Annotated in this window: 11 protein-coding genes; 8 read left to right on the top strand and 3 right to left on the bottom strand. The window is 39.8% G+C overall.

Features of this window, described 5'->3' with window-relative positions:
* Positions 1-94: 94 nt before the first annotated feature.
* The 4 genes from ettA to RB214_RS04540 all read left to right on the top strand — a co-directional run bounded on the left by ettA (position 95) and on the right by RB214_RS04540 (position 3,817).
* Positions 95-1,768 (top strand): energy-dependent translational throttle protein EttA, encoded by a 1,674-nt coding sequence (gene ettA / locus RB214_RS04555; RefSeq protein WP_039486820.1) that lies wholly within the window; start codon positions 95-97, stop codon positions 1,766-1,768.
* A gap of 155 nt (positions 1,769-1,923) precedes the next feature.
* Positions 1,924-2,289 (top strand): PilZ domain-containing protein, encoded by a 366-nt coding sequence (locus RB214_RS04550; RefSeq protein WP_002958114.1) that lies wholly within the window; start codon positions 1,924-1,926, stop codon positions 2,287-2,289.
* A gap of 53 nt (positions 2,290-2,342) precedes the next feature.
* Positions 2,343-3,251 carry a histone deacetylase gene (locus RB214_RS04545; RefSeq protein WP_309168473.1) on the top strand — a complete coding sequence of 303 codons (909 nt, stop codon included), beginning with the start codon at positions 2,343-2,345 and terminating at the stop codon, positions 3,249-3,251.
* A 62-nt stretch (positions 3,252-3,313) separates the two neighbouring features.
* The gene (locus RB214_RS04540) at positions 3,314-3,817 is read left to right on the top strand and encodes a TlpA disulfide reductase family protein (RefSeq protein ID WP_309168472.1); all 504 of its coding nucleotides are present in this window, start codon (positions 3,314-3,316) and stop codon (positions 3,815-3,817) included.
* Between the two features lies 1 nt (position 3,818).
* Here RB214_RS04540 and RB214_RS04535 read toward each other — a convergent pair whose 3' ends face one another.
* The gene (locus RB214_RS04535) at positions 3,819-4,820 is read right to left on the bottom strand and encodes a helix-turn-helix domain-containing protein (RefSeq protein ID WP_309168471.1); all 1,002 of its coding nucleotides are present in this window, start codon (positions 4,818-4,820) and stop codon (positions 3,819-3,821) included.
* Positions 4,804-5,724 (bottom strand): GGDEF domain-containing protein, encoded by a 921-nt coding sequence (locus RB214_RS04530; RefSeq protein WP_024605135.1) that lies wholly within the window; start codon positions 5,722-5,724, stop codon positions 4,804-4,806. The genes RB214_RS04535 and RB214_RS04530 overlap by 17 nt, the downstream gene beginning before the upstream one ends.
* Before the next feature lie 297 nt (positions 5,725-6,021).
* Here RB214_RS04530 and RB214_RS04525 point away from each other — a divergent pair, with 297 nt between their 5' ends.
* From RB214_RS04525 to RB214_RS04510, 4 genes are all read left to right on the top strand, one after another.
* Positions 6,022-8,325: a TonB-dependent receptor gene (locus RB214_RS04525; RefSeq protein WP_309168470.1), complete on the top strand. Its 2,304-nt coding sequence runs from the start codon at positions 6,022-6,024 to the stop codon at positions 8,323-8,325.
* 60 nt (positions 8,326-8,385) lie between these two features.
* The gene (locus tag RB214_RS04520; protein ID WP_309168469.1) at positions 8,386-9,360 is read left to right on the top strand and encodes a metallophosphoesterase; all 975 of its coding nucleotides are present in this window, start codon (positions 8,386-8,388) and stop codon (positions 9,358-9,360) included.
* A gap of 11 nt (positions 9,361-9,371) precedes the next feature.
* The gene (locus RB214_RS04515; protein ID WP_309168468.1) at positions 9,372-11,354 is read left to right on the top strand and encodes a phytase; all 1,983 of its coding nucleotides are present in this window, start codon (positions 9,372-9,374) and stop codon (positions 11,352-11,354) included.
* A 158-nt stretch (positions 11,355-11,512) separates the two neighbouring features.
* The gene (locus RB214_RS04510) at positions 11,513-12,178 is read left to right on the top strand and encodes a hypothetical protein (RefSeq protein WP_309168467.1); all 666 of its coding nucleotides are present in this window, start codon (positions 11,513-11,515) and stop codon (positions 12,176-12,178) included.
* 101 nt (positions 12,179-12,279) lie between these two features.
* On the opposite strand, the gene cyoE is transcribed toward RB214_RS04510, so the two are convergent.
* On the bottom strand, positions 12,280-13,164 hold the full coding sequence (gene cyoE, locus RB214_RS04505) for a heme o synthase (RefSeq protein ID WP_002958102.1): 885 nt from the start codon (positions 13,162-13,164) through the stop codon (positions 12,280-12,282).
* Positions 13,165-13,166: the final 2 nt, after the last annotated feature.

The raw sequence follows: 13,166 nt of genomic DNA, 5'->3' as shown, positions 1-13,166 counted from the left end.
TGTATTGTTCTATACAGCATTCGTTGACTGTTTCACCCGTCAGCCACTACAATACAACATTGAAATTTTTATTATTATTTGAAGGCTTTCCTCCATGGTTTTACCTGATAAATTTATATTCTCGATGAGTCGAGTATCTAAGGTTGTGCCACCTAAGCGCACTATCTTAAAAGATATTTCGTTGCACTTTTTTCCTGGCGCTAAAATTGGTGTGCTTGGTTTAAACGGTTCTGGTAAATCTACGTTACTGCGTATTATGGCCGGTGTTGACCAAGATTTTGAAGGTGATGCACATCCTCAGCCTGGTACTAAAATTGGTTATTTACCGCAAGAACCTATTTTAGACGAAAGTAAAACAGTACGTGAAACTGTTGAAGAAGCTGTTGGCGAAGTTAAACACGCACTTAAACGTCTTGACGAAGTGTATAACGAATACGCCATGGAAGACGCTGACTTTGACGCACTTGCAAAAGAGCAAGGCGAGCTTGAAGCTGTTATTCAGGCGCACGATGGTCATAACATCGACAACGTTTTAGAACGTGCAGCTGATGCACTTCGCCTGCCAGAGTGGGATGCTAAAATTGAGCACCTTTCAGGTGGTGAGCGCCGCCGTGTTGCTATTTGTCGTTTGTTACTAGAAAAGCCAGATATGCTTATTCTTGATGAGCCAACTAACCACTTAGATGCTGAGTCGGTTGCATGGCTAGAGCGCTTCTTACATGACTACGAAGGCACTGTAGTGGCAGTAACGCATGACCGCTACTTCCTTGATAATGTAGCTGGCTGGATACTAGAGCTTGACCGTGGTGAAGGTATTCCATGGGAAGGTAACTACTCTTCTTGGCTTGAACAAAAAGATGCGCGCTTACAGCAAGAACAAAAATCTGAAAAAGCTCGTCAAAAATCAATTGCGCAAGAACTTGAATGGGTTCGTTCAAACCCTAAAGGTCGTCAAGCTAAGTCAAAAGCACGTATGGCTCAGTTTACTGAAATGCAGCAGTCTGATTACCAAAAACGTAACGAAACTAACGAGATGTTTATTCCACCTGGCCCGCGTTTAGGTGACCAAGTACTTGAAGTAACTAATCTTCGTAAGAGTTTTGGCGATCGAGTTTTAATTGATGACTTAAGCTTTAGCATGCCAAAAGGTGCCATTGTGGGCATTATTGGCGCGAATGGCGCGGGTAAATCAACGCTGTTTAAAATGATAAGCGGTGAGCAAACGCAAGACAGCGGTAGCATCAGCGTTGGCGAAACAGTACACCTAGCTACTGTTGATCAGTTCCGCGACGGTATGGACGAAAGCAAAACTGTTTTCCAAGAAATATCAGACGGACAAGACGTACTGAAAATTGGTAACTTTGAGTTCCCAAGCCGAGCATATGTAAGTCGCTTTAACTTTAAAGGTAACGATCAGCAAAAGTTTGTTAAAGACCTATCAGGTGGTGAGCGTAACCGCTTACACCTTGCTAAGTTATTAAAAGCTGGCGGCAATGTGTTACTACTCGATGAGCCAACCAATGACTTGGACGTTGAAACACTACGTGCACTGGAGAACGCTATTTTAGAGTTCCCAGGTTGTGTAATGTGTATCTCGCATGACCGTTGGTTCCTTGACCGTATTGCTACACATATTTTAGATTACCGGGATGAAGGTCAAATTAACTTCTTTGATGGTAACTACACTGAATATGAAGAGTGGCTTAAAAAGACCCTAGGCGCTGAGGCAACTCAACCTAAACGTATTAAATACAAAAAAATTGGCTAAAAATATTGGTTAATTTTATGTTTGTATAACTTAAGCCCTGCACTTTGCAGGGCTTTTTTATGCCACCAGCATTACAAGAGCACATCCTGCTAGCATGTAGAGAATTACCCGCTATGCTTAATTTATTATAAAAAACAGTAAGGCTAAATTAGGTTATGCAAAATCGTCGACAGTTTTCTCGTGTGCTATTTTCAACTAACGCTCTGTTATGTTTTGATAGCCAACAGTATCCGTGTAAATTACTCGATCTATCGTTACATGGCGCGTTGGTTACTAATTGTGATGCATTTATTGGCAGCCACAATACGCAAGCAATACTGCGTTTTACATTGCCTCAAAGCGATATAGAAATAAAAATGGAAGTAGTGATTTGCCATATTGAAGCCGATCATATTGGTTTAAAATGCCATCACATTGATATAGACAGTATTACTTATTTAAAGCGTTTAATAGAGCTAAACTTAGCCGATGATGAGCTACTGCATCGCGAATTAGCGTCACTTATTAATGACTCACAATAGACTCATTCTCTTAAGTTGATTACCATAGCGCAAACTTTATAAAGCTTGTAAATATGCGCTTAAATCCTCATTTACCTTTGGTATACCATCCTAACTACTCATTTAGCTTTGATCCTAGGCATCGCTTTGTAATGAGTAAATTTGCACATTTATATCAACATGTTGCAGAGCTTGGTTTAATCGGCAGTAACCTAGTTGAGCCAATATTAGGCACGCCAGAGCCCCTTGAGCTTGTGCATTGCGATAATTATATCCAAGATTTATGGCACAACCGCTTAGATGAAAAAGCAATGCGTCGCATTGGTCTACCTTGGTCACAAGAGCTTATGGCACGTACATTTACAGCCCCTCAAGGAACGCTACAGACAGCCCGCTTAGCACTTGAACACGGTATAGCGTGTCATCTTGCCGGTGGTACACATCACGCACATAATGACTTTGGTTCAGGTTTTTGTATGGTTAACGATTTGGCCTTTACCACGCAAACTTTAATTGAATCGGGTGAGGTAACTAACGTACTTATTTTTGATTTAGACGTGCACCAAGGTGATGGCACAGCCGCAATGTTACAGCATCAACCCTATGCGTATACCTGCTCTATCCATTGCGAAAAAAACTTCCCCTTTAGAAAGTCCGCTAGCGATTTAGACATTGGCCTGGCAAATAATATGAAGGACGACGAATACCTTGCCATAGTTGACGAAACACTAAGTTATTTACTTAAAGAGCTAAACCCAAGTTTAGTACTTTACGATGCTGGCGTTGATATTTGGCAAGGTGATGGCTTGGGTAAGTTAGATATTAGCTGGGATGGCATAGCTAAACGTGACCATTTAGTGCTAAAACGCTGCCTTGAACACAATACACCTGTAGCTACTGTGATAGGCGGAGGTTACGATAGAGATCACCTACGCCTCGCTAAACGCCACGCTATTGTTGTTGAACAAGCTGCTGGCTTTTAGTTTGAAAGAAAAATGTTAAATTATCGTTCTTGTTTAATATGTAAAATAAAAAAGAGCATATTATGAAACAGCTATTTATTAACATCACGCTAATTTTATTAAGCTTTACAGCTTACGCACAAGATACAAGCTCAGAAGCAACATATCCTAAATTGCCTACATTAAATTTACAAATGGCTGATGGGTCGCCGCTCAACACTCAAGATTTATTAGGTCAACCTTACGTTTTACACTTTTGGGCAACGTGGTGTCCGTACTGTAAAAAGCTACAGCCAGCACTTCAAAAAATTGATGATATGGGCTTAAAAGTTATTGCCGTGAGCTTTAAAGAAGATGACGATGCTACTCCCGCTAAAGCGCTTAGCGATAGAGGTTATACTTTTAAAACAGCCGTAAAAGCCGATGCAATAGCACAGCAATTAGGTATACGAGGCACTCCTACTACATTGTTTGTAAATAAAAAAGGCAATGTAATTTGGCTAACTAATACGTCAAACCCAGAAGATCCAAATCTTCATTTATATGCACGAACATTGTTGCACTCCATAGACATGGCAACTGAGTAACTTATTGCGCTTTTAACTGATTAGGTGTTAAGCCTGTCCAGCGCTTAAAGGCGCGCCGAAAGTTAGGTATATCGTAAAAAGCTAAATGCTCAGCGACTTGTTCGTTATGTTTAGCGCACAGAGTAAGTAGGTAAATAGCTTTGTGCTTATTTTGCTCATCTATTAACGCTGAAAAGCGTACCCCATTGAGTTTGAGTCTGCGCTTAAATGTAGCTGAGCTCATAGCAAAGTGCTTTGCGGTACACTCTAAATTAGCACTTGGATAAGAGTATAAGTATCTGCAGACGGCTTCAATAAAAGTCATGCTAACTACGCTTTTATTATGTAGCTGCGACTGCGCTTGCATAAATCGTAATTGACTCGCATGCGGGTTTTTAGCCCTTAACATGGTTTTATTTAATACCCAGCGAGTACATGGCTTATCAAAACTTACCTTTAGCCCTAAATTTTGCTCGTATTCTTGAATATGCCGAGGGCGTTTAAAAGCAAAGTCGAACTGACAATGCGGGTAACTTTCGCTCACTCGTTTAAGTAAACTATAAAATGCAGTGCTGTATATCTCTAGCACATAGTGGTAAAGGCTTTCATCAAGCCCATGTGCTGGCTGAATGTAAATATAAACATTATCGTTTTTAATATACGTTTGGCTAAACAGCAAAGGCGCTAATTGCATTCTTAAAAGTGATAATTGCTTTAATACTTGAGCTAAATTATCGCTATATATCAATGCCTGAGCTTCGGCTCGAGTGTCGTTAATAAGTTGGCTACCGAGTAAAAAACTACTGTCAGTACTTTTCATCAACAACTTAAATTGAGCTAATAAACGCACCTGCTGAGACACACTAAATGTATGCTGAAAATTAAGTAAGTCTTGTTCAAAAATACCGGTACCGCGTAGCAACTTATGTAAATTTATGTTTCGGCTTTGAGCAAGCTCTACAGCTGACGTAATAAGCCCTTGAGCGCTTAAATATTTATCGTCTTGGCTAACAAACGTGTGCACGGTGCGCTACTTTTTGTTGATGCTTTTTTTGTTGTAATTGACTATGCAGTTGGCTTGTTAGTTTATCTGTACTGCTATGCTTATTACCTTGTATTAAGGCGGTAGTGACATATTGAAACTTTGCTTTTTTAGATGCTTCAACTTTAAATGCACAATGCTTTAGAGCTCCTTTAATTTGTGCCATTAGCTCTTTAGCTTGCTGCTCTGTAGTAGCTGGCATTAGTACCATAAAGCAATCTCCTGCGTAGCGGCACACTACATCACTTAGTCGGCAATTCATTAACAATAGCTCGCTAATTTCACGCAGTAACCGGTCGCCCTCACTAAAGCCAAACTCACTATTAAAATGCGAAAAATCACGAATATCAATCGCGCCAAGCCAGAGTGGTTGTTTGCTCGTAAGTTGCTCTTTAATTGCAGAATCTAGGTACTGCGCCTTATAAAGACCTGTAACTGAGCACACCTTATCGTGCTCACGTAAATGCGCTTCACGGCGGCGTAGCTGACGATTTAATACGTACTGCTCTTGATGCCAATAATACAAACCCACACTCGTTAACAACATGCCTAAAGGGGCTGGCAGAGATTCAATCCAACTGAGCCATTGATGGGCGGGATGCATTAGCCATTCATCAAGTAAATCTAGGGTTGCCGAGAACATAAATAGCCCAACACCTATCACTAAGTAAGTGGTTACTTTACTCGGTGGTCTTGAAATTAATAACGCGGCAATCCATACAAGGGTCATTAATACAATACCGCCCTCCCCCATAATATCGAGCCACTGAATACTGGCGTAAGTTTTTAATACACCTAAATAACTACTTAAAAACACAGCACTAAAAAACATCGCAATAATAGCGTTTATTAATAATCGGTGGCTGATAAAGGGGTTAAATCGCATGTGCGGTATCTCGTTTATAAATGAGTTTTAAAGTTAGTTCATACAAGTTTGTGTTAGCAGGGTCATATTAGCTCAGCTATATGACAACGAGATGATACCTACTTTTAAAATAGCCCTGCACGGTACATAACACCTGACTTTTCAAGGAGTGATAAAAGCTCAATACGTTCTACATATTGCTCAAATACCTCTAAATACATGTATTAAACCTAAACCCTGTCACATTTACGTAATCAAATATCTTTAGCTTGCTCGCCATACCAAGAAGCAACCCAGCAATAACCAAGAGCAAATACAATGAAAGACTTTAAAATAAAAGCACTGGTAGCCGCATTAGCCTTATGTAATTTGACGGCTTATGCAGAAGATGATGCAAAAGAAACCACAAAAAAAGATATCGAAGTTTCTGACAAAATTGTTGTATATGGTGAAATTGGCTACAGAAACCGTTCAGACGAACTCGCACCAACCTTGGAGTATTCACAAGAGTACTTTCAACGTTTTGAACCTTTAACCGCAGGCGATGCATTAAAACGAGTACCCAGTGTTACATTTTTATCGGATGTACTTGAATCGGATGGTGCACGTATGCGGGGGTTAAGCCCTGCCTATACAAAGGTGCTTATAAACGGTGAAGAAGTACCTGGCGCAGGTGCCGACCGTTCATTTTTTGTTGACCGAATTCCGGCTGAGTTAATTGAACGCGTTGAAATTATTCGCTCATCAAGTGCTAACCGCTCAGCCGATGCTATTGCGGGCACATTAAATATTGTATTGCGCGATGGTTACAGTTTAGATGGCGGTTACTTGCGTGCTGGTGGCTTGCTTTATGACGATGGTGAATTTAAAGAAAGCTTGGCTGCTGTGTACGGTACTGAATTTGCGGGTGGACGTTTATTACTTGGTGCAAATTTACAAGGCAGATATAACCCAAAACAAAAAAGCAGCCTGCGCTACGGTGATAGCCCAGAAAACAATATAAATTTTCAAACAGAAGAATTTGATAACCGCGAAGACCAATCTGACACTCGCGATGGCGACGACACGTCACTTAACTCCAGCTACGAAATTGTTTTTGACGACGATAGTCAGTTTAATATTAGCGCTATGTGGGTTGATACAGAGCGTACTGAGGATGAACGTTCATTTGAATACAACGACCCAACTGCAACCAATAACGATATTGTAAATGGCGGTAACTTAGAAACAGATAATGCGAATGTTAAATATATTGACCAAACTAATTACAACATCAATACCGCTTATGAATTTCCACTACTAAGCGGCACAAGTAAGTTTAAATTTGGCTTTGCTCGGTTTGAAGAGTCTGTTTATGAGGAAGAAGTCGAATTAGATACGTCTGAGCTACCAATGGTATTTGAAGAAGAGCAAACTAAAAGTGAAATAGATGATAAAGAATGGACTCTACAATGGCAACACAGCCAACCTTGGGGTGACAGCAAAGAAATTCAGTTTGGTGCATTTTTACAAAATAAAAAACGCGACAGTGAAATTTTAGAATCGCAAAACGAATTAGAACTTGCACTTACCAGTTGGGATCAATACGCAGCAACACCTTTAACGCTTGCTGCATTTAATAGCGAGTACGAAGCGGTTACTGGTGGTGTAAATACTTTAGAAGAAGATCGCTTTGACTTATTTGCTCTTATTAAGCACAAAGACGATTTATTTGCTTGGGAGCTGGGCGTTCGCTGGGAGTCTACCGATTCTAAAATTAATGATAAAACAATTGGTGTAACCGAAGATAATAATTACGACTTTATCCTCCCCTCAGCACATTTTCGTTTTAACGTGAGTGAAAATGGACGCGTTAGCGCCTCTGTTGCGCGTAGTTTACGACGCCCCGAGTTTGATTTTTTAACACCGGCACTTATCGAAAAAGAACTTGGCGATAACGACCAACTAGGTAACCCTGAATTAAAACCAGAATCTGCTTGGGGTATGGACTTAGGCTACGAGTATCGTTTAGGGAAAAGCGGTGTTGTCGGTATTAATTTATTTTATCGCAAAGTAAATGACTTAATAGAAATTGCCAACACAGAACAAGAAGGCTCTGAAGGCGACGGTACGTTTGTACTGCAACCACGCAACACAGGCGATGGTAATGTAAAAGGAGTTGAACTTGATTTATCGACACCACTTGGCGCATTTAGCATGCCTAATACGGGTGTATTTTTAAATTACTCATGGCTCGATAGTGAAGTAACCGACTTTTTTGGAACTCGCAAATTTAACGACCAATCAGACTACGTTTATAACGTTGGGTTTATTCAAGACTTACCCGAACTTAAAGCTGCATTTGGCGCAACTTACCGCAAGCAAGGTGATGCCTATGGACGCATTGTAGGTGAAGAAATAACTACATCTTACAGTGCCGATTTTGAAGTATTTATAGAAAAACGTTGGGAAGATGTAACACTGCGCTTGGTAGGTTCAAACCTACTTGATGCAAGTAAAGACGAAACCTTTAATAAATTTGATACCGTTGATGATCAATTTAGTAGAAGCTTTGATGAGTACGAAATTGAATCTGAAGAAGCGGGTCCGGTTTATCAACTTATGCTGCGTTACGCGTTTTAAATAAGTTTATGAGGTAGCGCTAATCACTTTATTTAGCGCTACCAACATGGGAGAACAATAATGATAAAAAAAACATTACTGCTAATAACACTTGGTCTATGCAGTATACAAAGCGTATTGGCAAACGTAACGTACACCGACGCATTATACGAGCAACAAAAAATTGCAAACTTGACTGCGCTGCCTAAGAGCTTAAATTTTACGGTTATTGGTGATTGGGGTCATAACGGGCACTTTTATCAAAAAGACGTATCGCACCAGTTAGAAATAGCGATGTTTCAAACGGATGGTGATTTTACTATTTCAACGGGCGATAACTTTTATCCCAATGGGGTAGCAAGTGTTAACGACCCGCTTTGGCAAAGTGCCTATGAAGATATTTACCATGGTCCACATACATTCGAGCCTTGGTATGTAGTACTGGGTAATCATGATTATTTAGGTAATGCGCAAGCACAACTTGATTACAGTAAAAAAAGTCAGCGCTGGAATTTACCTGCACGCTATTACAGCAAAACCTTTACTTTAAAAGGTGGCGAGCAGATATTAATGGTGTTTTTAGACACTAATACTTTAAACCCTGAATACAAAACACGCGAAAAATACAAAGCAACTCAAGGGCAAAACAGCCAAGCGCAATTAACATGGTTAAATAGCCAACTCTCAAATAGCCAAGCTCGATGGAAGATAGTGGTTGGTCATCACCCACTTTATAGCAGTGGAAAACGTTATGGACTTACTGAAGGTTTACGTAATTTACTCGAGCCCATATTTGAGCAAAATGGTGTGCAAGCATACATAGCAGGACACGAACATGACCTGCAACATAACCAAATAGATGGCAGTAAACTCGACCACTTTGTATCTGGTGGTGGTAGCGAAGCGCGTTACGTAAAACAACGTGAATTTACGCGTTTTGCAGAAGCTACTCCAGGATTTTTGAGCTTTTCGATTAACAATGAAGCACTAAAAGCAACGGCTATTAACTATAAAGGCGAAGTGCGTTACAGCACTCAAAAGCGCTTTGACCAATAAAAGGTTACAACATGAAATTTAAATTAAAAACATCTCTTAGCTTAATTGTAAGTAGCTTAGTGCTTAGCACATTAAGTGCATGTAGCAATAGTAACGTGGCTACAAATACGGCAGTAAAAAACACACCTGATAAAGTAGTCATTAATAGTACTAAATTTGGTCCAACAGATAACATGCAAGGCTCACAAGCGGCATGGTTAAATAATAACAATTGGTTGCTAGCAAGCGAAAGCAAAGGCTTAGTGTTAGTTGAAAGTGAAACGCAACAAAGCCGCATTATAAAAAAAGGTAACTTTGAAGCGCTTGCTGTCACTAAGCTAACAGCACACTCATTTTTGGTTGCAACTATTGATAACAATCAAGATAACGTTGTTATATTTAAGCTTGAGCACACTCAAAGTGGCTGGAATACAATTGAACTAACCCGCATTAACCCACCACAAGCACAACCCGATACGGTGTGTTTATTTGCTAATAAAGCGAGTGAATCAATATCGGTATTTGTACCTGATGTACGCGGGCTAATTACCGAAACTATTATTTTTGATACAGCGAATAATAAAGCGGTTAACGTAAATGTACGTGAATTTTCTGGCGTTAGTGAGGCGTCGGGTTGTGCTGTAAGTACAACAACAAATACCTTATATGTAAGTGAAAGCGAAGTAGGCATTTGGGCAATAAACGCGAACGCGGAATCGCAAGCAGATAAAAAACCGATTGCTTTAGTCGCCCCCTTTGGAAAGTTACACAGTGAACTAGGAGCTATTTCAGCTTCGCAAGATGGTATTATCTGGTTTACTAGTACCAAAAACAATACTGTGTATGCTTATGATCCAATTAGTAAAATGCTTAATAACTGGATGTTAAATGGTGACTTGAGCTTGGAATCGGTAGCGGTAAATTACACAAGTAACAACGCGGCAACGGCAGTGCTGTATAACGACGAAACAGGCGCTTATATTAAAAGTACATTACCTGTAACACCTATCAAAAAACCATTAAAAACCAACACTCAATCAATCACTCAAATAAAGGCAAGTGCACAAACGGCCCCCGTTCAAGCATTTGGTGATGCAGCAGACGATCCGGCAATTTGGGTTAACCCTAAAGATGCAGCAAACAGCTTAATTTTAGGCACCGATAAACGCCGTGGACTAATGGTATACAGCCTAAATGGCAAGCTTGAACAGTCACTTGAAGTTGGTCGTTTAAATAACGTAGACCTGCGACAAAATAGCACGATTAAAAACAGTACCAATACATTAATAACTGCTAGTAACCGAACGCTTAACGGTATTAGTCTATTTACAGTACAAGCTAATAATAGTGTGAAGTACATTGCTGATATTCCTACCAATCTTGATGAAATTTATGGCTTATGTATGTACTCGTCAAATACGGGGAACTATGTATTTGTAAATGATAAATCGGGGCTGTATCAGCAATATAAAATCAGTGAGGATAACGAAAAAATAACAGGCAAACTTGTTCGCGAGTTTAACCTACCAAGCCAACCAGAAGGCTGTAGTGCAGATGATGAACTGGGACAATTATTTGTAGGCGAAGAAGATGCCGGTATTTGGTTTATAGGTGCAGAGCCAACGGCAGGCAGTACACCGGTTATGCTGCAAGGTATAAATGAGCAACTTGTTGATGATGTTGAAGGTATGGAAATTTACCACAGCGACAAAACACGTTATTTAGTTATTTCCAGCCAAGGTGATAACAGCTACGTACTGTATAAAATAAATAATGATACTGCGGGCATTAAAACACCTAGCTTAGAGTTTACGGGTAAGTTTAATGTAATAAGTGATTTGGTTAATGGTATTGATGGCTCATCAGAAACCGACGGGTTAACAGTAACATCTAAGTCCCTACCGGGTTATCCTGAAGGTATTTTAGTTGTACAAGATGGTTATAATCGTATGCCACAGCAACCTCAAAACTTTAAAATAATAGATTGGCGAGAAGTAAAAAAAGCAATTAAATAGTGCTTATTTTAATGTCGCTTTAAGATTACCTGAAATTGTATAAAAGGCTCATTTGAGCCTTTTATACAATGCTTGGCATTTAAGTATTAAGTGTAATTAACTCAATGTAATATATTTTTTATACTACAATTTAAGCTCATAAATTAATTGAGATTATAATGCGCCTACTACTTACTTTATTACTAGTTACTTTAAGTGGCTTTGCCGCAGCTGAAGAAGAAAAAGCAGAACTTCCACCGGTAGACCCCGCTTACAATGCTGAGCATCCTATGGCTTTGGTTAATCAAGGCTCATCTATAATTGCGATTAACTTACCTAGTTATAATTCTCCAGATGATGTGCAAGTTGTTTATAAAATAGGAAACCCCGATGTCGCACTCTTAAACTTTGTTAGAAATGCTGAACTAATCACGGTTAAGCCACAAGCGTTTAATATTCAACATTTAATGCGTGGTGAAGAAATTACGATTATTGCCGACATTTACGAGGGTGATTATCAACAAGGTGGTAGTTTAATTTACTCAAAAAAAGAGCTTGAACTGAGTAAGCAACTGTATGCCAGAGATCTAAAAGATTTAAGTGAATCATCGCAATGGCAATACTACGACATGATTAATCTGGGCGGGAGTGAGCGTATTTATATTCATAAAATTCAACAAGCGCCGAGCTATAACCATCTTATTTTTGTTGATTTAGTTAATGCATGTATGCAAAAGCTTCGTACCTCAAAACGTGTCCCAGCTGAAAATGAGCTTACCTATAAATTTATTAACTGCGGCACCCTTAAACCACTTTATTACAATGCTGATGATTTTAGAAAGTAAAAGGGCGAGAGTACTGATGTTCAATTATTTTAATATTTAGGCATAAAAAAAGGCCCTTTCGAGCCTTTGGATTAACTTTGGAATAGTTAAAAATTTTTAAATTAGGTAAGCGTTAATAGCTGTGGAGCAACACTATGATAATCAACAGCCATAGCAATACTTAACGCTGTAATATTAATAATTGAAAATGCGAACACTTTACGTGCCCAGCTACTCATATCAATATTACGACGATAACCACGTAGCGCCATTAGCAACCACCAAAAGCTGGTAATACAAGCAACAGCCATAAAAGCAGCACCTGTGTAGCCAGTAATTGGCAGTAACATCACAACTAGGGCATATACAGCAATGTAAAGTACGATATGGCGTTTTGCTTTGTCGATACCTTGCGCTACTGGTAATACAGGAATACCTGCAGCTTGATAATCTTTAAAGCGAAAAATAGCAATAGCGTAAGAGTGCGGCATTTGCCACAAGCTAAACATGACTAGCAGTATTAATGCGCCCATATCGAACTGCCCTGTTACGGCGCAGTAACCTACTACTGGCGGTACAGCGCCAGAAAGGCTGCCTACAAAAGTGCCATATACTGAGTTGCGTTTCATGTAGAGGCTATAAACCCCTACATAAATTACGTAGCCAAAGGCTGCAAAAAATACCGCGGCTTGAGTGGTGTAGGCGATAAGTAAACCAAAGCCCACAACACCCAATAAAATACCGTGACTAAGTGCAGCAAAGGCCGACATTTCGCCCGTTACTGTAACCCGCGTACGAGTACGCGCCATGGCCACATCTATGTCTCTATCTATAACATTATTGATAGCGCAACCTGATGCAACCACTAGCGACAAACCAATTAATGTGGCAATCATTAACCATGGGTCTATATCACCGCGCGAAGCAAGTAAAAACCCGCCCGCTACGCTGATCAAATTGCCCATAATAATACCCGGCTTTGTCACTGATAAATAACGACGAAACATCT

It is taken from the genome of Pseudoalteromonas sp. HL-AS1 (assembly GCF_031198785.1).
GTDB classification, from domain to species: domain Bacteria; phylum Pseudomonadota; class Gammaproteobacteria; order Enterobacterales; family Alteromonadaceae; genus Pseudoalteromonas; species Pseudoalteromonas distincta.
Note: the sequence above shows the minus strand (reverse complement) of the source record. Positions and strands in the feature narration are given on the sequence as shown.

Excerpts from the sequence above, each read along its gene's own strand:
- ettA (WP_039486820.1), top strand. The coding sequence starts at position 95 with ATGGTTTTACCTGATAAATTTATATTCTCGATGAGTCGAGTATCTAAG.
- RB214_RS04550 (WP_002958114.1), top strand. The coding sequence starts at position 1,924 with ATGCAAAATCGTCGACAGTTTTCTCGTGTGCTATTTTCAACTAACGCT.
- RB214_RS04545 (WP_309168473.1), top strand. The coding sequence starts at position 2,343 with ATGCGCTTAAATCCTCATTTACCTTTGGTATACCATCCTAACTACTCA.
- RB214_RS04540 (WP_309168472.1), top strand. The coding sequence starts at position 3,314 with ATGAAACAGCTATTTATTAACATCACGCTAATTTTATTAAGCTTTACA.
- RB214_RS04530 (WP_024605135.1), bottom strand. The coding sequence starts at position 5,724 with ATGCGATTTAACCCCTTTATCAGCCACCGATTATTAATAAACGCTATT.
- RB214_RS04525 (WP_309168470.1), top strand. The coding sequence starts at position 6,022 with ATGAAAGACTTTAAAATAAAAGCACTGGTAGCCGCATTAGCCTTATGT.
- RB214_RS04520 (WP_309168469.1), top strand. The coding sequence starts at position 8,386 with ATGATAAAAAAAACATTACTGCTAATAACACTTGGTCTATGCAGTATA.
- RB214_RS04515 (WP_309168468.1), top strand. The coding sequence starts at position 9,372 with ATGAAATTTAAATTAAAAACATCTCTTAGCTTAATTGTAAGTAGCTTA.
- RB214_RS04510 (WP_309168467.1), top strand. The coding sequence starts at position 11,513 with ATGCGCCTACTACTTACTTTATTACTAGTTACTTTAAGTGGCTTTGCC.
- cyoE (WP_002958102.1), bottom strand. The coding sequence starts at position 13,164 with ATGTTTCGTCGTTATTTATCAGTGACAAAGCCGGGTATTATTATGGGC.